Origin of the sequence: Olsenella sp. DNF00959, assembly GCF_001553055.1 — a bacterium.
Lineage (GTDB): Bacteria > Actinomycetota > Coriobacteriia > Coriobacteriales > Atopobiaceae > Olsenella_I > Olsenella_I phocaeensis.
Window position 1 is genome coordinate 19,133 of sequence record NZ_KQ960126.1, and the last position, 20,493, is coordinate 39,625.

Genomic DNA, 20,493 nt, shown 5'->3' on the forward strand with positions numbered 1-20,493 from the left:
CCGCGAGAGGGGCGATGTGGGTGCTTCACCTGCCACTTGGGGCAAGAAGTGGGTGGTTCCGGGTGCTTTTCGCCGAGAAAACCACCCACATCGAGCTTTCCGTGGAACGGTGACGTTCCCGTGGTACGGCGAGTGGCCTCTCGCATGTACAATGTCTTGCTTATAAGGTGCCTGGCACGGCAACCTTGGTGAGCCCTTGCCCCTCCTGGGGAATTATGATCGGGCATCAATCTGCCAGGTGCGTCGCCGTGGCGGCAGGGGGCCGCCACCAGACCCAGGGGGGATAGCAGTGAGAGAGTATCTGGTTCCCGCGCAGGACGTGCTCAAGGAGTGCGGCGCGGACGAGGAGCAGGGGCTCGGTGTCGGCAGGGCCGCCGAGCTCCTGGAGCAGAACGGGCCCAACAGGCTCAAGGAGGCCGAGAAGGACCCGCTGTGGAAGCGCTTCTTCCAGCAGATGGCCGACCCCATGGTCATCATGCTCATCATCGCGGCCGTCATCTCGGCCCTGACGGGCATCGTCCAGGGCGAGGCCGACTTCGCCGACGTGATCATCATCATGTTCGTCGTCGTGCTGAACTCGGTGCTGGGCGTGGTCCAGGAGGCCAAGAGCGAGGAGGCGCTTGCCGCCCTGCAGGAGATGGCAGCCGCCACCAGCAAGGTCGTCCGCGACGGCAAGGTCGTCAGCGTGCCGAGCTCCGAGCTGGTCGTGGGTGACATCGTGATCCTCGAGGCGGGCGACTCCGTCCCGGCGGATTGCCGCATCCTCGAGAGCGCCTCCATGAAAATCGAGGAGGCGGCCCTCACGGGCGAGTCCGTGCCGGCCACCAAGCACGCTGAGGTCATCTCCCTCGAGGAGGGCGCCGACGACGTGCCCCTGGGCGACCGCAAGAACATGTGCTACATGGGCTCCACCGTCGTCTTCGGCCGCGGCCGCGCCGTCGTGGTCGCCTGCGGCATGGATACCGAGATGGGCAAGATCGCCGACGCCCTGGCCCAGGCCGAGGAGGGGCAGACGCCCCTGCAGGTCAAGCTCGACGAGCTCTCGCGGGCCCTCACCATCCTGGTCGTCGCCATCTCGGCCATCGTCTTCCTGACCGGCTTCGTGAAGCACGGCCTGGGCTTCATCTCTGACCTCGGCCTGGTGCTCAACACCTTCATGATCGCCGTGTCCCTGGCCGTCGCCGCCATCCCCGAGGGCCTGGTCGCCGTCGTGACCATCGTCCTCTCCATGGGCGTCACCAAGATGAGCGAGAAGAACGCCATCATCCGCAAGCTCAGCGCCGTCGAGACCCTGGGCTGCACCCAGATCATCTGCTCCGACAAGACGGGCACCCTGACCCAGAACAAGATGACCGTGGTCGAGCACGCGACCGAGGACCTCACGGCCCACGTGCGCACCATGGCCCTGGCCTCCGATGCCAAGTGGGACGACGCCGAGGGCGTCGCCACCGGCGAGCCCACCGAGGCCGCCCTCGTCGCGGATGCCGCCAAGGAGGGCTACACCACCACGAAGCTCGCGCAGAGCCGCCCGCGCGTGGGAGAGGCGCCCTTCGACTCCGGCCGCAAGATGATGTCGGTCGTGGTCAGGGATCACGACGGCTACGAGCAGCACACCAAGGGCGGCCCCGACGTGGTCCTGGCCCGCTGCACCCGCTACATGAGCGAGGACGGCGTCGTGCCCATGACCGACGAGCTCCGCCGCCAGGTCATGGACCAGAACAAGGCCATGGCGGACCGCGCCCTGCGCGTCATGGCCTCGGCGCGGCGCGACTGGGGCAAGGAGATGCCCGAGTCCTTCGAGCCCGGCTTCCTCGAGCAGGACCTCACCTTCGTCGGGCTCTCCGGCATGATCGACCCCGTCCGCCCCGAGGTGAAGGCGGCCATCGAGGAGGCCCACTCCGCCGGTATCCGCGTGGTCATGATCACGGGCGACCACATCGACACGGCCGTGGCCATCGCCCGCGAACTGGGCATCATCGAGAGCCGCGAGCAGGCGATCACCGGTGCCGAGCTCGACCGCATCTCGGACGAGGACCTCGCCGACGAGGTGGAGCGCTTCGGCGTCTACGCCCGCGTCCAGCCCGAGCACAAGGTGCGCATCGTCGACGCCTGGAAGAAGAAGGACAAGGTCGTCGCCATGACCGGTGACGGCGTCAACGACGCCCCCTCCATCAAGAAGGCCGACATCGGCGTGGGCATGGGCATCACCGGCACCGACGTCACCAAGAACGTCGCCGACATGGTCCTGGCAGACGACAACTTCGCGACCATCATCAACGCCTGCGAAGAGGGTCGCCGGATCTACGACAACATCCGCAAGTGCATCCAGTTCCTCCTGAGCTCCAACCTGGCCGAGGTCATCACGGTGTTCGTCGCGTCGCTCATGGGTTTCACCCTGCTCGAGCCCACGCACCTGCTCTGGATCAACCTCATCACCGACTCCCTGCCCGCTCTCGCCATGGCGACCGAGGGTGCCGAGCCAAACATCATGGAGCGCCAGCCCCGCGACTCGAAGGACGGCATCTTCTCCAACGGGATGGGCCTCGACACCATCGTCCAGGGCACCATCATCTCCGTGCTGACGCTCGTCGCCTACTTCATCGGCCTGGCGACGGAGGGCGTATCCCTGGCCGACGTGGTCGCGGGCAACGGCAGCGGGCTCGAGGGCATGACCATGGCCTTCCTTACGCTCTCGATGGTCGAGATGTTCCACTCGCTCAACATGCGCAGCCGCCGCGAGTCCGTCTTCACCCTCAAGAAGCAGAACTTCTGGCTCTGGGGCGCCTTCGTCGTGGCCCTGCTCCTGACCTTCGTGGTGATCGAGACGCCGCTCTCCGAGGCCTTCGACTTCGCCGAGCTGGACCTCGTCCACTACGCCATCTCGATGGGCCTCGCCGCGCTGATCATCCCGATCGTCGAGCTGGAGAAGGCCATCATGCGCCGCGTCGACAAGGCGAAAGCCTAAGCGTTGGGTCGTCGCAACGACAGAGGCAGGCGTGCCAAGAGGGGCGTCGGCGGGGGCATGGGGCTCCCGTCGGGGCCCCTCTCCCTTGCCGACCTGCCCGACTTCTCCGAGCTGCGCGCAAGCGGACGCCAGGAGGCCGCCTTTGCTGGAATCATGGACAGGGAGGGGACTGCGGGCGGCCGCGAGGGGGAGGGCGAGCTGAGCCTGGGCTGCGTGGTGCGCCTGGACCGGGGCTTCCCCGTCGTCCTCTGCCGGGAGGGGGCGTTCAGGGCGGAGTTCGCCGTGGCGCTCTCGAAGGCCGGCCGCGTGGATGCCAGCAAGGGGCGCGCCGCGGTGGGCGACTGGGTGGCCCTGCGACGCCCGCCCGCCCATGACATGGGCATAATCCAGGAGGTCCTCCCGCGCGAGAGCGACATCGCCCGCTGGCGCGGTGGTTCTCGGGGCGAGCGCCAGACCCTTGCGGCCAACGTCGACGTCGTCCTCGTCGTGCAGGCCCTGGGGGAGACGCCCGTCCCCTGCGACCGCATCGTGCGCTCTGCCGTGGTCGCCTGCGACTGCGGCTGCCGGGTGGCCGTGGTCCTCACCAAGGCGGACAGGGCTGGGTCGTCGCTCCTCTCCCGCGACGTCGGCTCCATCCGCGCGGTCCTGGGCGAAGACGTGCCGGTCTGCGCCAGCTGCTCCGTGGAGCCCGCGACGGGAGGTCGCCCGGGCCTGGAGGCGGCCGCCCTCGCGGCAGGGGCGAGCTGGGGCCTGGGTGGCGTCCTGGAGCTGGTGCCTCGTGGTTCCGTCGCCATCGTCCTGGGCGAGTCCGGGGCGGGCAAGTCGACCCTCCTCAACTCCCTCCTCGGGCACGACTCGCTCGAGACGGGGAGCGTGCGGGCCTCCGATGACGCGGGGCGCCACACCACGGTCGCCCGACGCATGGTGAGCGTCCCCGGAGGAGGGGTGGTCGTGGACGAGCCGGGACTCAGGAGCTTGCCCCTGGTGGGGCACGAAAGGGGTCTCGCACTGGTCTTTCCCGACCTCGCCGCCGCGGCTCGCGACTGTCGCTTCCGCGATTGCACGCACACGCACGAGCCCGGCTGCGCCGTGAGGGCGCTTCTTGAGTCCGGTGCCGTCCGCCGCCCCAAATACGACGCCTACGTCGCCCTCGCGGGCGAGATGCGCGCCTCCCTGGACATCCTGGACCCAGACGTGGTCCTCTGACTTTTCTACAAACGCCTGCTCAGACCATAGATGCGCGCAGCTGCCTGCCAGTTACGCGCCAGCTTCGTGCCAGCCCGGTTTCTAAGGACGCGGGCGGACCCCTCCTCTGACGTGACAATTTCCTCACGGGCGAAGTCGCCCTGGGGAAGTTGTCTGGGGAGGGGTTCGCATGTCGCTGAGGTTCAGGGTCGTCTTCGCCTCCGCCTGCGCGGTCCTGGCACTGCTCCTCTGCCACGTCTACGTGCAGGGCGTGCGCGAGGAGGCCGACCGCGCGCGTTCCGATGCCATCGCGCGCTACGGCGGGGAGATCGTGGGGCTGGTGGTGGCGGGAGAGGGCCTGGAGCCTGGGCAGGTTGTTGGCCAGGCGGACGTGGCCGTGCGCGACTGGGCGGCCGCGCTCGCGCCGGAGGGTGCCGCGACCCGGCTGGAGGACGTCGTGGGGCGTGAGGTGAGCGTACCGGTGGCGCGCAACGCCCCGGTCACGGAGCTTGCGTTCAGGAACGCGTCTGACTCGGCCCAGGTTCCCGCGGGACACGTCGGCCTCTCCCTTCCCATCACCGACAAGCTGGGCATCTCGCGCAACGTCGCCGTGGGCTCCCAGGTCATCGCCTATCGCGTGGGCGACACGGGGTCGGAGCTTCTCGCCCGTGACATGCAGGTCATCTCCTCCCCAGGCACCTCTCCCATCGCCGGCTCGGGTCAGTTGGGCCTGGCCGTGCTTCCCGAGGACGTGTCGGCGGTCCTCTCGTCCAGCGCGAAGGGCGACCTGAGGCTGGTGCTCCCCGCGGAGGACGTCCGGGACGGCGAGGGGGCCGAGACGGCCAAGGCCCCGGAGGAGCTCGAGGATCCCGCCGACTCCCCGGCTGTCGAGGGGGTGCGGGCTGGCGGTGAGGAGAAACCGTCCAAGCCGGGTCAGGCGGGTGTCGACAAGGACGGGTCGGACGGGAAGGACGGTGCTGCGGGCCAGGCGAAGGGGGCCGCCCCGGAAGGGTCTGGCCCGGGTCGGGAGAAGGACAGGAAGGGTTAGGTGCGGGCATGAGCGAGCTTTGGTTGGGATGCACGTCACGTGGCAGCAGGGCGGAGGTTGCCCGTGCCCTCAGGTCGGTCGAGCCCTTCGCGGTCCTCTCGTTCGCCGATGACGCGACCGAGATGCGGAGTCGCTTCCGGGAGGAGGAGCCCCAGAGCGTCGGTGCCATCGTGGGGCTGACGGGAAGGGGAGTGTCTGACGTCAACCTCGCCGCGGCGCTGGCCCAAGACGGCCTTGCGAGCGAGGTGGTCCTGGTGGGCAGGCAGGTCTCCGGGTCATTGCGCTCGCGTGCGTCCCGGGCGGGCATCGACCGGGTCATCGACCTGGACGAGCTTGGCACGTCGTCTGGCCGTCCCGGGGGCTCATCAACGTCCAGCGCGAGGGGTCGCGCGGCGGGGTCCCTGGGGCGGCAGGCAGAGGGAGGCCATCCGCTCGGCGCTGGGGATGCGTGCACGTGCGACAACCGTCCTGCGCATGGAGACGCAACGGGCCTTGGCGAGCCCATGGGAGGCTCCGTCCCCGAGTCGGGGCGCGCCGGCGGCGTGCCGTCGGGACGCTCGCCCGCGCATCGGGAGGGGGTCGGCGCAGCTGGCGGCCGGGGGCAGGGCGAGACGGGCCTGCCTGCCCGTGGCGTGCCCGCGGAGGGAGGCGTTGGGCTACCGGCCGGGGAGCGCGCGCCGGTCCTCGCCTTCGCCTCGGGCAGGGGTGGCGTGGGGAAGACCTCGCTCGTCGCCTCCGCCGCGGCGGTCATGTCGTCCTGGGGGCTGCGTGTCGCCCTGGTCGACCTCGACCTCGGCTGCGGTGACCTGCACACGCGCTTCGGCGTGGGACATCCCGTGGACCTCGCCCGGTTGGCGGGGGAGGTCCCGCCCACGCCCGAGCAGATGGGCCGCGGCTGCGCCCGCTGCATGGACGAGGTGTACCTCTGGGGTCCCTGCGAGCGCCCCGAGACGGCGGAGCTCGTGTCGCCTCTGGTGAGGCCCCTGATCTCGTACCTGAGCTCACGCTTCGACGTGGTGCTGGTGGATGGCCCCGCGGGCTTGAGCGACGCTGCGGCCCAGGCGGCGCAGCTTGCCGACCGCCTGGTCTTGGTGCACGACGACCGGCAGGGCGGCCTTGCGGCACTGGGCAGGACGAGCGCCTTGGCCGTGAGGCTGGGCGTCGCCCGCACCCGCATCGTGCGCGTCAGGAACATGGACGACCTGCGAGGGGACGAGGAGGTCGACTTCGCGCGGATCGAGCCCGGGCTCGAGGGCGCACGGCTCTTCAGGGTGCCTGACGGCGGGGAGGAGGCCGAGGAGCTCTTTGCCGCCGGAGAGACCGAGAGGCTCCTCTCGTCCCGCTCGGAGTTCTCTGAGGCGGTCTCGTACCTCATGGCCCAGCTGCTGGCCGAGCTGGGGGCGCTTCCCGACGGGGAGGAGACCAGGCATGCCCTGGAGCTCAAGCCGGGAAGGAGGCGTCGCGGCCTCTTCGGGCTCAGGAGGGAGGTGGGCTGATGTCCGTCCTGCAGATGGTGCGCGATCAGGAGGCCGCACTCGTCTCGCCTGCCTCCGTACGGGAGGAGCCGCCGCAAGGGGGACTTCGCGGCACTCGCGAGCTCATGGACCTGAAGGAGCGCCTCAAGCGGGAGCTGGTCCGCAGGCTGGGGCTCGAGGTGGTGGCGTCCATGGCATCGTCCGCGGACTCCACGCGTGCCAGGGGCGAGCTTTCCGTGGCGTGCCAGGCGATCCTGCGCTCGGGCGACTTCTCCACCCTGGGTCCCCACGAGCGGGGCGAGCTCGAGGGTTGGGTCTTGGACGACATATGCGGGCTGGGTCCCCTCCAGCCGCTCCTCGACGATGACAGCGTGACGGAGGTGATGGTGAACGGCAGGGAGGGCCTCTTCTTCGAGCGGGAGGGGAGGATCCATCCCGCGCGTGCCGTGTTCGACTCGGACGAGCAGATTCTCATGGTGGTGGACCGCATACTGGCTCCCCTGGGCAGACGCTTCGACCGCAACTGTCCCATCGTGAACGCGCGACTCGCCAACGGGGACCGCGTGAACGCCGTGTCGCCCCCCATCGCGATCGACGGGCCCATGGTGACCATCAGGAAGTTCTCCAACCGGATCAGCACGCTTGGGCGCCTCGTCGAGCTGGGGTCGCTGCCCGACTGGTATGCCCAGCTCCTCAGCTGGGCGGTGAGGTTGCGCCAGGACGTCGCCGTGGCGGGAGGAACCGGATCGGGCAAGACGACCCTCCTCAACGCCCTCTCGTGCGAGATACCGCCATCCGAGAGGATCGTGACCATCGAGGACTCCGCAGAGCTCAAGTTCGACTCCCATCCCAACGTGGTCAGGCTCGAGGCGCGCACCGCATCCATCGAGGGCTCGGGCGAGATAAGCATCCGCGACCTGGTGAAGAACGCCCTGCGCATGAGGCCCGACCGCATCGTGGTGGGCGAGGTGCGCGGCGAGGAGGCCATCGACATGCTCCAGGCCATGAACACGGGGCATGACGGGTCTCTGACGACCCTGCATGCGGGCACGGCGCAGGAGGCGGTGTTGCGCCTGGTGCTCATGGCGCGCTTCGGGATGGACCTGCCCACCGACATCATCGAGGAGCAGATAGCGACTGCCCTTGACTTCCTGGTCATGTCGCAGAGGCTGCCGGACGGCAGGCGCGTCATTGCCTCGCTCAACGCGGTCACGCGGAAGGGGTCCGGCGGCGTGCGCCTGGAGGAGGCGGTCCGCTTCGACGAGGCGTCGCGCTGCTGGAACCTTGGCTTCGAGCCCGCGTTCGTGGGCCGGGGCCTGGAGGAGGGGGTCTTGGACGAGGGGGAGGTGGCGCTTTGGAGGCGGCGTATGTCCTTGGCCTAGGTGGCTGCGCGTGGCTTGGGGGCTTCGCGCTCGTGGGAGGCGGGCTGCCTCGTGCGCGTGCGGAGGGCTGGAGGACCCGACGGCTCAGGCGCCTTGCCGGAGTCGCGGCCGAGCGCCTGGCCGCCCTCCCCCTGGTCCACCTCCTGGCCGGGAGGGATGACTGGGGCCTTGCCGCAGACGAGTTTGGCGGCCTCGTGGCCCAAGTCGGTCTTGCGACCTCTCGCGAGGGGTCCTGCGCGCTGCTTCTCGCGGGCAGCTTCCTGGCAGGCGTCGTCCTCGCCCTCCTCTTTGGCACCTGGCTGGCGCTGCCCCTGGCTGCGTTCTTGCTTGCCGTGGGCGTCCCCCTCTGGGGGCAGTCGACGCGGAGGAGGAGGGAGAGGGAGCTCGCGCAGGCCATGCCGGGGGTGTTCCGCACCCTCGCCATGGCCCTGGCTTCGGGCGAGACGCTCTCCCAGGCCATTGACTACCTGGGGTCGAACAGCCCCGACGTCGTGGCACCGGCCTTCGCTCGCGTCTCGCTGAGGCTGCGCTGCGGCATCTCGGTCGAGGGGTCGATGGACGCGCTCCGCGGGGAGCTCGAGGCTCCCGGCGTGGGCCTTCTCGCCACGGCCCTCACCATCTCGCAACGCACGGGCAGCCCGCTGAGGGAGCTCTTCGAGCATGCGGCGCAGATGGTCGAGCGCCAAGGGGAGTTCCAGAGGCTGCTCGCGGTCAAGACCGCCCAGGTAAGGCTCTCCGCCCGCGTGGTGTGCGCGTTGCCGGCGATTCTCATCGGGGTGCTCTCGCTCGTGTCTCCCGACTTCCGGTCGGGGCTCGCCACGCTCTTCGGGGCAGGCTGCGTGCTGGTCGCCGCAGGGATGGACGCCCTCGCGCTGCTCATCATCCGACGCCTGATGAGAGGGGTGCTCTGATGGCTGGGATCGCCCTGCACGGCGCGGTGGCACTCCTCGCCTTCGTGGCCTGCCTTCTGCTCCTGGGGCCACCGCATGCCGGTCGCAGGGGGAGGGGGGCGGCCCGTGCGCCCTCTGCCCGTGGGCCGGCGCTCGTTGCGGGCCGGCTGCTGGAAGTCGTGGAGGGCTATGGACCCGTGGCGAGGGCGAGGGTACAGGCGGGCAGCTCGAGGGTGCGGATGGGCTGCCTCCGCGAAATGCCCTCGATGCTCGATGTGGTGACCTTGGGACTGCTCTCCGGGCTCTCGTTCGATGCGTCGCTCGAGCTCTACTGCCAACGTTACGAGGGCCGGCTTGCGGGCGCGCTCTCGTCCGCCCTCACCTCCTGGCGCATGGGCGTCAGCTCGCGCGAGGCGGCCCTGAGGGCGATGGCGGACGAGCTGGGGGTCGATGCTCTGGGGAGCTTTGCCCAGACGGTCGCCCAGGCCCTCGCCTTCGGCTCGCCTTTGGCCGACGCCCTCGAGGGACAGGCTCAGGCGATCAGGGACGAGCAGCGCTCGCAGGTGGAGGAGGAGATCGAGCGGGTTCCGGTGAAGATGCTCGTCCCCTTGGGGACCCTCATCGTCCCGGCGATGCTCCTGGCGATACTGGGGCCGCTCCTCGGCTCCTCGCTCGTGTTGGGTCATTAGCTGCGCCCCAGTCAGGGGCAGGGAAGAAAGGTGGAAGAGATGCAGGGACTTGGCGTGTGGGTTGCTGGCTTGGCGGTTCGGGCCCGCGAGCTCGTCGCAAGCGAGGACGGGCAGGGGACGACCGAATACGCGATCCTCGTCGGCGTCCTGGTGGTCATAGCCATTGTGGCCATCGTCGCTTTTCGCGGGAAGGTACAGGAGCTCTGGACGGCCATCTCGGACGGCATCAACTCGCTGTGACGAGGAAGTCCCACCTGCGCCGCACGGGCAGGACGGTCCTGGTGGCGTCCTGCCTCCTCGCGGCAGCCGTCATCGTGGGGGTCCCACGGCTCTTGGAAAGGGGAGGTGTCCCGGGCGACGCCGTCCTGCGACAGGTGGGAGGGCACGGTGAGGGTGATGCCGAGGGCACTCGTCGTGGCGGTGACGGGTCGCCCGCGCCTCCGGGTGGCATGTGGCCGGATGGCAAGGCCGAACCAGGTATGTCCGTCGGGAGCGGGGGCGGCGACAGGGGCCAAGCGGGCCAGGGGAATGCCGACGTCCCTCGGGAGGGAGGGAGCCATGTCCTGGTCCATGACTCCCGTGACGTGCCCGACCTGGCCGGGGAGCTGCTCGGGAGGTATCGCGAAGGGGGTGGTTGCGTGCTCGTCAGCGCGGGTTATGCCGACCTTTTGGGAAGGGTCTGGGTTTGCGTCGTGCAGGGCGATGGTTGGGTGGACGTGTGCGAGGTCTCTGCGGCGCCTGGCGGTGGGTGCAGGGAGGCGGTCACACGGCTGAGGGCGGACGAGTGGGGGGAGGGGGTCGATGCGTTGTGAGGCTCGGCTTTTCGGGGGCCGTGTCCGTTCTGCCCGGTCCGCCCGCTCGACGTTCAGGGGGACGGGGGCTTGCGCCAAGGCTCTTCTGTTGGGCACGTGTGGCCAGTCGACGGTGGAATACCTGCTCGTCACCCTGGCGTTCCTTGTCCCCACGCTCGTCCTCGCGGCCGTCTGGAGACAAGCGAGCGGCGGCGGGCTCATGCGCGGAGCCCTCGACGCGGCCTCCCACGGCTTCGGCGCGGGAGGGCTCGTCGCGGCACTCCAGGACGTCCTCCTCTATTGAGGAGCCGGGAGGGAGGGGCGCCTTGGATGGTGTCACGGCCGGCTTCGTCCCCGTCGTCCCGTACTCGGCCTCTGGGCAGGCGACCGTCGAGGCGGCGGTCCTGCTGCCCTCCCTGATGCTCGTCCTGGCCATCCTGCTGGAGCCCGCCTGCCTTGGCTACTCGCTGGTGGTCATGCGGTCGGCGGCCGCGGAGACGGCCCGCGTGGCGCTCACCAATCATGGGTCCGACCTCGACGGGTGCAAGGCCTTCGCGCTGCGCAGGCTCGCCGCGGTGCCCGACGTGCCCCTCTTTCACGTGGGAGGGGAGGAGGGCTGGGAGGTCAGCGTGTCGAGCTCCGGCGGCCGGGTCGAGGTGGGCCTGCGCGGCCATGCGAGGCCGCTTCCCCTCCTCGGGGCGGCGATGGCGCTTGCGGGCAGGAGCGACGGACGGGGAGTGGTGCTCGAGGCAAGGGCAAGCGAGGGGCTGAGGCCATCGTGGTTGGGAGGGAGCTATGCGAGTTGGCAGACCATCTGGGACTAGGGGAGCCGAGCCGAGCCCCCTCGCCGCCTTCGTGCGGGACGACGGCGGCTATACCACGGTGGCGGTGGCCGTTGCGCTCCTCGTGAGCCTCTCCCTCGTGTTCTCCCTCGCCACCCTCGAGTGGGCCTCCTCCCGCTCTGCCGACGTGCAGGCGGTGGCCGACGCCTCGGCGCTAGCCGGGTCAAACGTGGTGGCGGCGTATTCGACCGTCGCCCAGGTGGTGGACGCCTGCGTCCTGAGCATGGGGCTCCTGGGCTCCGTCATCTGCGCCTCCGCGCTCGTCATAGCCGCCATACCTCCGCTCCAGGCGATGTCGACGGGGGTGTTTGCTGCGGGAAGGAAGGTGCTCGACGCGAGGCGCGGCTTTGCGCGCAGCGCTTCGGAGGGCCTCTCTCGCCTGGAGGCGGCCCTCCCCGCCCTGGTCATGGCGAACTCCGCGTCCTGCGTGTCCGCCAACTCCAAGGGTGACGTGCGCTACGTGGGGCTCGCCGTCCCCTTTCCCCAAAAGAGCGAGTCCGACTTCTCCGGGCTCGACGACGGGCTGGACGCCGAGGAGATGGAGGAGGATGCCAGGAGGCTCGCCGAGGCGTCCGCTCGGAAACAGGCCGCCCACGAGCGTGCCGAGGCGGCAAAGGAGAGGGCCTGGCGAGCGGACAACGTGGACGACCCCTATTGCCTGAGAAGTCGGGCCGAGCGGCTTGCGGGCCTGTCCGGAGGGCAGAACCCGTCCTATCCGGAGCCCTCGTCATGGCGCTTCGACTTCGCGCGGCTCCGCAGCGCTAACTACTACTTGACCCGTTGGTCGGCAGAGGGCGAGACGGGCTCGGATGCGGACGAGCTCCAGAGGTCCTGTGCGCGCAAGGCCTTCTTTCGCTACGCCTACGAGCGGACATCGGAGGCGCATTGTGACGAGTCGGAGGAGGGCTGCTCGATTGACCTGCCCGAACTCCCCCATACCACGGCGGGGGTCAGGGAGACGACCCTGTACACCGACGTCGTCTGGCCGTGCACCATCGAGGATGGCGTGAGGACGCTGCACTGCTCGCTCGACTGCCCCGGTGCCCGGGGTCCCTATGCGGGCCTTGCGAGCCTCGCGGACATCGACGCGGGGTCTGCCGCCGTCTGCCCCGACTGTCGCATGGACGCGGTGGCCATGGGCAACGTGGCGGACGCGTCCACCAACATATCGAACGGCTACGAGCACTACTGGAGGATCGTCGTGGAGGCCTCGCGCGAGTACAAGGCGGCAAGGGACGAGGAGGTTCAGGCAGAGCGGGAGATGCAAGAGATAGCGGAGCATGCGGACGGCGCGTTCGAGCGTGTTATGAAGTTGCTCTCGGTGGGGAGGCCGGGGCTCTGCCCTCCCGGCGCCTACGGATGCGTGGCCGTGGTGTCTCGCCCGGACCTCACCCCCGTGCCGGCTGGGATCTCGCACTTCTCCTCCGAAGGAGAGCTCCCCCGTGGCGTCGCCGTCTCTGCCGCCACCTTGGCCCCGGACGAGGGAACCGATGGACACAACGTCCTCTCGAGCGTTTTCGAGGGTGTCACCCGTTCGGACGGGGGCCTGGTGCTCGACCTCGTGGGTGGCATCACGGGCATCTGGGGAAGGCTGCTCGTCTCGTATGGCTCGTCCTACGAGAGCGTCTCGGGGGTCACGGATGACGTGCTGGACGGCATAGGGGGCGTGTTCGGCGAGAGGGTCGCGTCGTGGCTGCGCAAGAAGATCTCTGCGACGGTGACGTCTGCGGGCTTCGAGCCAGCGGACATGAGGCTGCGAAAGCCCGTCTTGGTGAACAGCCAGCAGGTCTTGGACCGGGCAGGGCTCGAGAGGGTCGGCAAGGTGAGGGAGCTGGTGCAGGCCCTGCCGATGGAACCCAGGGAGCTCTTGGGCCGCTGTGCGCAGATGGTCTCCGACGAGCTTGGGGACAAGACCTTCACGGTTGCCGAACTGCCCGTTCCCGGCATGGAGGGCACCACCATCCCCCTGACCATAGACCTGGCCACGATTTTGGGGGCGCTGACATGAGGGTGGCATGGACATGGGCCGGGGCGAGCGACGCTGGAGTGTCGCGAGGCGAGGCGGGGCAGATGGTCGTCGAGCTCGCGGTGCTGCTTCCCATCGTGATCGCGGTGGCCCTCGTCGCATTCAACATGGTCCGCTTCCTGCAAGCCTGTGCGGCCTTCGACAGGGTCGCGCCCGACTGCGTCATCGCGCACGGGGTGAGCCCCGCGGGGGAGCAGGATGTCGCGGCTGCCTGCGCGCAGGTGAGGGCGGCGATCGAGGAGGGGCTCCCGGCATCTGGCTGCGAGGTGGCGGTCAGCTCGGGGGACCTAGGCCCTGCGCCAAGGGGGGAGGGGGTGTCGTTTCCCGTCTCGCCCCTCCTCACCACGTTCACCTGCACCCTCTCGTACCGTCCTTGGCCGAGCTCCTTCTCGATGGCCGGGATCGACCTGAGGGTCCCCGCGTTCCTGCGGCACGAACGCTCCATCACCGTCGACCGCTTCAGGCCTGGGGTGGTGGCTTAGGTGAGGGGGATGGGAGGGCGCATGGTGGGGGCGCGACTCGCGAACGGGACGATGTTGGGCCGATTCGAGCTCAGGGAGCGCTTCTGCGAACGGGCGCGAGGGCTCTTGGGAACGGGGTCCGACGCCATGCCCATCGTGATCATGCCCTGCCACTCGATCCACTGCGTGGGTATGCGCTACGCGATAGACGTCGCGTTCTTGGACGGGGGAGGGAGGGTCCTCCTCGTCCGGAGGGCCCTGCGCGCCGGGACGATTCTGTGCTGCCACGGTGCCGCGGCCGTGCTGGAGAGGCCTGCGGGCTCGGGGCCATGGCCTCTCGAGGGCAGTCATGTCGAGCTGTTCGATTTGTCGGGAGGGGAATCCCGACCCAAGAGGAAGGTATCTGAGCATGGATGAGTACGGAACCACTTCCTTGGCGCTGGAACCACCCGTCCAGCCCGAAGGCCAGGGCGAGACGACCAAGCGCTGTCCCCGCTGTGGCATGGAGCTCTTCTCGGACATGGACGTCTGCTACGGTTGCCTCTTCGACTTCTCCCGTGCGGGCTCGTCAGGTCCGGACCTGCCCCCACAGGACGACCTGGACGAGCCTCGGGGCTGGGACGAGGGGATGCCACCCTTCGAGCTCGAGGAGAATGGCAGGACGCTCGAGCTGTCCGGCATGCCCCTGGGTGCCAGGACCAGCGGGATCCCGTCGGTGTGGGTCAGGGGCAGCGAGCTTGAGGTAGTGGTGCCCATCCCCGAGGATGGCCTCAACGTGGGGCGCTTGCCCTCGAACGACGTGGTGCTGCATTCTGCCGCGGCCTCGCGTCGTCATCTGCGGGTGTCCCTCGTGTCGGGAGGTGCCGTGGTCGAGGACCAGGGCTCGACGAACCCCGCCATGTTGCGTGGGCGCGCGGTGGACGACCTCGCCCGCATGCAGGTCGGCGACACCTTGGACGTGTGTGGGACGCTCCTCACGCTCGTTGGGCCCGTTCCCTCATGAGCGACGGCGATGGGTGGCGCATTCCGCTTTGGTATCCTCTTACGGAGAGGGCTTCTAGTGCCCTCCCACGAGACGGATCGGAGGGAACCATGTCGCTTCCCCGCAGCCATGCCCGCAAAATGCGGGTCCATGCCGTATTGTTTGCCGCGATTGCCCTGGTTGCTGCCGCTGCATTCCTGCCCCTGCGAGCACTGGCAAAGGACTACGCCATCACGAGCGTGGACATAGACGCCACCGTGGCGACGGACGGCAGCCTCTCGGTCACCGAGGACCGCATCTACGACTTCGATGGCTCGTTCCATGGGGTGTACTGGAAGATTCCCAAAGGGGAGTACGAGGGCAGGGAAGTGCAGGTGACCATCGGCGAGGTGGGCCTCGTGACCGACGGCTCCTTCGAGTCCTTCACCATGTCGAGCTCGGGCGACGACGGCACCTACACGGTGACCGACTACGGCAGCTACCTCCAGGTGAAGCTCTATTCGGCGCACGAGGACGAGTCGGCCACCTTCCGCATCAACTATGTCGACTCCCAGCTCGCACGTCGCTACGCCGACACCTCCGAGCTCTACTGGAAGTTCGTCTCGGATGGCTGGGACGTCGAGTCCCAGAACGTTCGCTGCGTGGTGCACCTACCCGTGCCCTCTGGCCAGACGGTGAGCGCGGGCGATAACGTGAGGGTCTGGGGGCACGGCCCCCTCGATGCCAGCGTGTACGTCGTGGACGGCAACGTCGTCTACAGCGTGCCAGGCGTGGGAAGCTCCGAGTACGCCGAGGCGCGCGTCGCCTTCCCGTCCGAATGGCTCTCTGACGCGACTGCCTCGAGCGAGGCGAGGCTCGACTACATCACCTCGCAGGAGCAGGGCTGGGCAGACGAGGCCAACGCCAGGCGTGCGAAGGCCCGGGCGATCTCGTATGGGCTTTCGGGCTTCGGGGGCCTTGCCGCCATCGCGTCCTGCGCCTATGCGATATCCAGACGCCTGAGGTACAAGGAGACGCACAAGCCCCAGTTCGACGACAAGTACTTCCGCGACGTCCCCTCCGCAGACCACCCCGCGGTTCTGGGGGCCCTCATCAAGGGCGGCACTCCGCAGCAGGAGGACCTCACTGCGTCACTCATGCGTCTCACCGACCTTGGGATGGCAAAGCTCAGCATGGTGAAGACGAGCCGCAAGGGCCTCTTTGGCCGGACCCACCAGGACAGCGAGTACCGGCTCGAGCTCACTCCCAACAACGTGGGCCGTTCCATCGCCCGTACCAAGGGGCCAGGCGAGGCACAGGCGCGACGCATCGACGAGGACACCATAAAGTTCCTCTTCCGCAAGATTGCCCCAAAGGGCACGCGCAGCGACTCGACCACCCTCTACTTCTCCGAGATTGGTGACGTCGCAAAGTCCGATGCCGAGACATACAGGGACGCATACGAGGACTGGGAGACGACCGTGGAGGCCTGCCTCACGGAGCGCCGCTTCTCCGAGGACGAGCATTCGAACGGTCGTGTGGGCCTGGCGCTCTTTGGCGGCATTGACGTCATCCTTGCCGTGGGCCTGGCGTTTCTCATGCTGATCGGAGAGGTCGCGGGGACGTGGGGGCTGCCCGCGGCCGTCCTCCTTGCCGTCGCAGGAGTCTTCTCGATCTGGAGCGCCCGCGGCATGGAGAGCCTCTCTTCCGAGGCGATCGAGCTCAAGGCGAAGCTGGAGGCACTCAGGCGCTGGCTCCTCGACTTCACCCGCCTTGAGGAGGCCATTCCCCAGGACGTGGTCCTCTGGAACCAGCTCCTGGTCCTGGCTGTCGTCCTCGGTGTCTCCGAGGAGGTCATCAAGCAGCTCAAGATTGCCGCACCACAGATTCTCGAGGATCCCCAGATTATGCCTGTGTACGGTTGGTATCACACCGAGCCCGGCCTGGGCAGGCCCGTCGCGGACTTTGGCGAGAGTCTCTCTCGGGCACACCAGGTCAGCACCGCCGAGCTCGCCAGCTCGTCCTTCAGCGACGGCGGTGGAGGTGGTGGCGGGTTCTCCGGTGGTGGCGGAGGCGGCTTCGGCGGAGGCGGCGGAGGCGGTGCCTTCTAGTCGGGAACCTTCACGAGAAGGAGATTCGAGAAATCCGTTGACGGCTTGGGATTCTTTGCTATATTAAATAGGCTTGCAAGCGCAAGCGCTTCGGCTGGGTAGCTCAGTTGGTAGAGCAGGGGACTGAAAATCCCCGTGTCAGGGGTTCGATTCCCTTCCCCGCCACCATAAAAAAGGCCCGCCTACCTGCGTGAAGGTAGGCGGGCTTTCCTGTTGCGCGAATCACGCCACCACATCTGCCACCACATCCGCCACCACATGGGGCATCGATGGCACGGTCGGACACATCGATAGGCTTGTCCGTGAGGCACGGAAGGCTTTTTGTGGCGGGCTGGGCCGGTGGTCCCCGCCCGAGAAAAGTAGGAGTTTTAAATTTGGGGCCTCGGTCGGAATCCGTGGAGGGGACGCCGGTCTACGCCATGCGGCGAAAAGGGGGCGTTACCCCCGGGGGGTGTGTTTCGTGGCGGGCTGAGCCGGGCTTGGCACGTCGGGCAGATGATGCCTTCCTGTGCGACGCCGTGGCGTATCGCAAGGGCATTCCGTGCTGCCACGGGGGGGCGCATTGGGCGCGTACCCTTGGCATCCTCCGTTGTCGCTGTGCGCGGCCCGGCCTCCCGTCTTGCCTTGCATCGCCGTGCCATAGCTACAGGGGAAGCCCACCACGCAAACGTTCGTTTTGGTGGTGGGCCATATCGTTCATCTCGCGTGTCCTATGCTGCCTTGCCCTTGCTCTCGCTCAGTATCTCGCGCACCGCTCCGTCGATTCTCTCCAGCTCGGCCCCCATGACCTCCGTCGCAACGACTAGCGCGTTTTGCACCATCTCGTTCAGCTCGTTGCTCGTTGACATGAGCGTGAGCGCGTCCGAGAGGCACCTGAGCTTCGTGGCCGCATCGTCGATTCTCATCGCGGGGTTGTCGTACTTCTCTTCCTGCATGGCTCCTCCTTCTCCGGGCCTCGGCCCCCCGTCTTGTCTCGCGCCTTCGCCGTCCCTGCCGCCTCGGCTACGACCTGGCCTCCTCGCGCGCCGCCAGGAACTTCTCGTAGCCGTCCCTGACCGCGCCCCTGGCCGCGTCCCTGTCGCGCCTCACCGCGTCGTTTATGTACGCGGTCACCGACGTGTCCCTCAGCCCGGCCACGTAGGAGCACCAGGCCACCAGGTCGCCGTCCAGGTTCAGGTTCAGCTTCTTGGGCTTGCCATCCGCCATCTCTCGCCTCCCTCCCGCAATCGCCTGGGGCGATTGTAGCCTAGTGCGGCAAATAGGGCAAATGTATAAACCATATGTTTGCCTATATAATCTGTTTTATGTAAAGTTACGTCGTGAATAGGATGGTCGTTTTAGACGCACATCACGAATAGACGCAGGTAGGTTCTGCATAATGTTGGAGGTTGCCCATAATGTCCGATTATCCGCAGGTTTGTCAGCCGGGTCGCCGGGGGCCGCTCGGGGCGAGGAACGGCCTGGGGCGGGTGCGCGCCATGTCCGCCGACTACGCCAGGTCGCGGCGCACGCTCGCCCAGGTGAACGCGATGGTGGCGGAGAGGAGCGGGGAGGCCCCGGCGCACCTCCTGAGGGCCAGGGACGCCATGACGGCCCGCCTGGCCGCCTGCGAGGAAGCCTGGGACGCCCTGTGGCCCGCGCTCGCGCGCGTGGCCTCCTCCTGCGGCCCCGCCGCCGCCGAGGTCGTGCGCCTGAGGTGCTGCGAGGCCCTGGCGTGGGGCGAGGTCGCCCGGGGCGTCTCGTACTCCGTGCGGCAGGCGCAGAACCTCCTCGCCCGCGCCTGCCGCGACCTGGACGCGTGGGACGGCCCGGCGCCGTGGCGGGGCTCCGGGGCCGCCCCACCTGCCTAGCGTCCCGCAGCTGGGAGCAGGCCGAGCGCCTTCGAGAAGCTGAGCAGGAGCCTGAGCTGCTGGGGCGTCACCTTTCTGGCCCCGTCCATCTGGCCCGCAAGGTCGAGCGCCCCGAGTATGAGCGCCGCCTGGGCGTCCTCGTCGAGCTTGCCTGCGGCCACGGCGGCGTCAACGCCCGCCCGCATCGAGCCGTAGTACCCCTGCGCTATCGTCCCCACCATTACGTCCCTCATCGTTCCTCCATCCTGCCCGTCTGGGCACTCGCTGCCGCTTTCTCTGAAAATGCCCCGGGGGGGAGAAAGGCCCTAATGCAGGGCCAGGGCCCCTCCCCTCAAATAAAAGGCTCCTCATCATTTCTGGTGGCCACCACTCCCCGGGACGGGAGGCGGCCCCCCGCCCCGAACGGTGGGATCCGGCCGTCGGGCGGGCCTCGGCGGCCGGGGGGACGGGACGGGCGACGCCGGGGTGCCTGCGGGCCCGTCCGAGGGGTCGACGGGGCCGGGCCCGGAGCGGGGGGCCTCCGAGGCCCGGTCCGGGGAGGGGGCCCGGCGCCCCGCACGCGAGGGCGGGGGGCGCCCGGGGCGGCCGCCCCCCGCCCGGGGCGCGGCGGGCGCCGCGGCGCCGCGGCGCCAGGGCGCGCGCGGGGGCGCCCCGGCACCTGGCAGCACGAGACGGTCGTGCGCCGCGCCGTCCCCGGGGCCGGCCGCCCCGGGCGCGGCGCCAGGACGGTCAGGGTGCCCTGGGAGGCGCGCCCCGACGCGCGCCTCGCGGCCCCCCCTCGAGGCCCAGGCCCCGCCCATGGCCGTGCCCGGCGTGGCCGCGAGGGCCATGTCCCCCAGGGCCCGCGTCCCCGGCCCCGCCGCCTGGGGGGTGCCCGGCGGGGCCGTCCCCGGGGCCAGGGCGCACGCCGACCACTCCGGCGTGGCGCGCGCCGGGACCGGCGAGACCGCCTGCGGGAGGGGCCAGCCCCACGCCTCCGCGATGGCCGGCCTGGACGGCGGGCGCGCCGTGGCGATGGCGGCCGGGCGCGGGCGCGGCGCGCCCGCCGAGCCCCGCGCGCGGCTGGGGGGGCACGGCGGCGACGGGCCCGCCGCGGGCGAGGCCGCCGGGGACGTGCCGGCCGCCTGTCGCCCCGGCGTCGCGGGGGCCATGCCGGACGCGGCCCAGGCGGCCGGCCGCCTCCGCGTGACGCGGCCGCTCTCGCGCGCCGCCGACCTGGTGGGGCGCCGGGGGAGGGGGGGTCCGCCGAGGGGCGGGCCCTGCCCGGGGGCGCCAAGTGCGTCCGGCCGAGGCGCGGGGGCGGCCTCGCGGAGGGGCGGCGGGAGGGGAGGGGGGCGCCCTCCCCGGAGCGCCCCCTCGCCGCCGGGGCGCGCGCCGTGGCCGGGGCGACGGGGGGCGTCCGCGACCGCCCGGGCGGGGGGCCGGCCCCCAGGGGGGCCGGGCCGGGCCGCCGGCTGGGTCGTGCGCTCGGACGCCCCGAGGGCGAAGGCGGTCGCGAGGGCCGTGCGCGAGGGGAGGGGGGCATCCTCGACTGGTTCCCCCGCGACGCAGCAAACGCGATCCCGGAGGGGCCCGGCTCGGTCGCCCGGTCCGTCAAGAGGGCCTCGGGGGGCTTCGGGGACCTGGCCTGCCTGGGGGCCATGGCCTTCCTCGGGCTGGGACGCCTGGGCTTCTCGGCCCGGCTGGCGTCGGAGTGTGCTGACCACCAGAAGTGACGACGAGCCAAAATTTAGGGTGTAAAATCAAGACAATCTAATGCTCCAGCTCTTCGACGCTGGTGTCTGCATACACGCGCTCTGGTGAGGGCGGGACGCCAG

General features: G+C 69.5%; 20 protein-coding genes and 1 tRNA gene. 18 read left to right on the forward strand and 3 right to left on the reverse strand.

The annotated features are described in order from the left end of the window. Positions 1-289: 289 nt before the first annotated feature. The 16 genes from HMPREF1868_RS03500 (at position 290) to HMPREF1868_RS03580 (ending at position 16,994) form a co-directional block, all read left to right on the forward strand. Positions 290-2,965: a cation-translocating P-type ATPase gene (locus HMPREF1868_RS03500; protein ID WP_062530486.1), complete on the forward strand. Its 2,676-nt coding sequence runs from the start codon at positions 290-292 to the stop codon at positions 2,963-2,965. 57 nt (positions 2,966-3,022) lie between these two features. After that, positions 3,023-4,171 carry a ribosome small subunit-dependent GTPase A gene (locus HMPREF1868_RS03505; protein WP_062530533.1) on the forward strand — a complete coding sequence of 383 codons (1,149 nt, stop codon included), beginning with the start codon at positions 3,023-3,025 and terminating at the stop codon, positions 4,169-4,171. A gap of 169 nt (positions 4,172-4,340) precedes the next feature. Further along, positions 4,341-5,198 (forward strand): SAF domain-containing protein, encoded by an 858-nt coding sequence (locus tag HMPREF1868_RS03510; protein WP_062530488.1) that lies wholly within the window; start codon positions 4,341-4,343, stop codon positions 5,196-5,198. Between the two features lie 8 nt (positions 5,199-5,206). Then, positions 5,207-6,694: a nucleotide-binding protein gene (locus HMPREF1868_RS03515; RefSeq protein ID WP_062530489.1), complete on the forward strand. Its 1,488-nt coding sequence runs from the start codon at positions 5,207-5,209 to the stop codon at positions 6,692-6,694. Continuing rightward, entirely contained in the window at positions 6,694-8,055 is a 1,362-nt protein-coding gene (locus HMPREF1868_RS03520; protein ID WP_062530491.1) for a CpaF family protein, read from the forward strand. Before HMPREF1868_RS03515 ends, HMPREF1868_RS03520 begins: the two co-directional genes overlap by 1 nt. Continuing rightward, positions 8,028-8,966, forward strand: a complete 939-nt coding sequence (locus HMPREF1868_RS03525; protein ID WP_062530493.1) for a type II secretion system F family protein — start codon at positions 8,028-8,030, stop codon at positions 8,964-8,966. Before HMPREF1868_RS03520 ends, HMPREF1868_RS03525 begins: the two co-directional genes overlap by 28 nt. After that, the gene (locus HMPREF1868_RS03530; protein WP_062530495.1) at positions 8,966-9,634 is read left to right on the forward strand and encodes a type II secretion system F family protein; all 669 of its coding nucleotides are present in this window, start codon (positions 8,966-8,968) and stop codon (positions 9,632-9,634) included. Before HMPREF1868_RS03525 ends, HMPREF1868_RS03530 begins: the two co-directional genes overlap by 1 nt. A gap of 39 nt (positions 9,635-9,673) precedes the next feature. Continuing rightward, positions 9,674-9,874 carry a Flp family type IVb pilin gene (locus tag HMPREF1868_RS03535; RefSeq protein WP_009279672.1) on the forward strand — a complete coding sequence of 67 codons (201 nt, stop codon included), beginning with the start codon at positions 9,674-9,676 and terminating at the stop codon, positions 9,872-9,874. Then, positions 9,871-10,446, forward strand: a complete 576-nt coding sequence (locus HMPREF1868_RS09710) for a hypothetical protein (protein ID WP_156439404.1) — start codon at positions 9,871-9,873, stop codon at positions 10,444-10,446. The genes HMPREF1868_RS03535 and HMPREF1868_RS09710 overlap by 4 nt, the downstream gene beginning before the upstream one ends. A gap of 88 nt (positions 10,447-10,534) precedes the next feature. Next, positions 10,535-10,729, forward strand: a complete 195-nt coding sequence (locus HMPREF1868_RS03545) for a hypothetical protein (RefSeq protein WP_156439405.1) — start codon at positions 10,535-10,537, stop codon at positions 10,727-10,729. A gap of 22 nt (positions 10,730-10,751) precedes the next feature. Further along, on the forward strand, positions 10,752-11,249 hold the full coding sequence (locus HMPREF1868_RS03550; protein ID WP_062530499.1) for a TadE family protein: 498 nt from the start codon (positions 10,752-10,754) through the stop codon (positions 11,247-11,249). Next, the gene (locus HMPREF1868_RS03555) at positions 11,221-13,275 is read left to right on the forward strand and encodes a hypothetical protein (RefSeq protein ID WP_062530501.1); all 2,055 of its coding nucleotides are present in this window, start codon (positions 11,221-11,223) and stop codon (positions 13,273-13,275) included. The genes HMPREF1868_RS03550 and HMPREF1868_RS03555 overlap by 29 nt, the downstream gene beginning before the upstream one ends. 62 nt (positions 13,276-13,337) lie before the next feature. Further along, the gene (locus tag HMPREF1868_RS03560) at positions 13,338-13,775 is read left to right on the forward strand and encodes a hypothetical protein (RefSeq protein WP_062530503.1); all 438 of its coding nucleotides are present in this window, start codon (positions 13,338-13,340) and stop codon (positions 13,773-13,775) included. Between the two features lie 388 nt (positions 13,776-14,163). Further along, positions 14,164-14,757, forward strand: a complete 594-nt coding sequence (locus tag HMPREF1868_RS09855; RefSeq protein WP_062530506.1) for an FHA domain-containing protein — start codon at positions 14,164-14,166, stop codon at positions 14,755-14,757. 89 nt (positions 14,758-14,846) lie between these two features. Continuing rightward, positions 14,847-16,826, forward strand: coding sequence for a DUF2207 domain-containing protein (locus HMPREF1868_RS03575; RefSeq protein ID WP_062530508.1), 1,980 nt, complete (start codon positions 14,847-14,849; stop codon positions 16,824-16,826). A 92-nt stretch (positions 16,827-16,918) separates the two neighbouring features. Beyond that, positions 16,919-16,994 (forward strand) — tRNA-Phe (locus HMPREF1868_RS03580). Between the two features lie 542 nt (positions 16,995-17,536). On the opposite strand, the gene HMPREF1868_RS03585 is transcribed toward HMPREF1868_RS03580, so the two are convergent. Together HMPREF1868_RS03585 and HMPREF1868_RS03590 are read right to left on the reverse strand one after the other, a co-directional pair. Next, entirely contained in the window at positions 17,537-17,761 is a 225-nt protein-coding gene (locus HMPREF1868_RS03585; RefSeq protein WP_062530511.1) for a hypothetical protein, read from the reverse strand. Between the two features lie 67 nt (positions 17,762-17,828). Beyond that, positions 17,829-18,032, reverse strand: coding sequence for a hypothetical protein (locus tag HMPREF1868_RS03590; protein WP_062530513.1), 204 nt, complete (start codon positions 18,030-18,032; stop codon positions 17,829-17,831). A 191-nt stretch (positions 18,033-18,223) separates the two neighbouring features. Here HMPREF1868_RS03590 and HMPREF1868_RS03595 point away from each other — a divergent pair, with 191 nt between their 5' ends. Continuing rightward, positions 18,224-18,676: a hypothetical protein gene (locus tag HMPREF1868_RS03595; RefSeq protein WP_062530515.1), complete on the forward strand. Its 453-nt coding sequence runs from the start codon at positions 18,224-18,226 to the stop codon at positions 18,674-18,676. On the opposite strand, the gene HMPREF1868_RS03600 is transcribed toward HMPREF1868_RS03595, so the two are convergent. Continuing rightward, positions 18,673-18,909: a hypothetical protein gene (locus HMPREF1868_RS03600; RefSeq protein WP_062530517.1), complete on the reverse strand. Its 237-nt coding sequence runs from the start codon at positions 18,907-18,909 to the stop codon at positions 18,673-18,675. The two genes, HMPREF1868_RS03595 and HMPREF1868_RS03600, sit on opposite strands and share 4 nt — an antisense overlap. A gap of 1,143 nt (positions 18,910-20,052) precedes the next feature. Between HMPREF1868_RS03600 and HMPREF1868_RS03605 the strand changes: the two genes are divergently transcribed. After that, the gene (locus tag HMPREF1868_RS03605; protein WP_062530518.1) at positions 20,053-20,391 is read left to right on the forward strand and encodes a hypothetical protein; all 339 of its coding nucleotides are present in this window, start codon (positions 20,053-20,055) and stop codon (positions 20,389-20,391) included. The last annotated feature ends 102 nt before the right edge of the window (positions 20,392-20,493 follow it).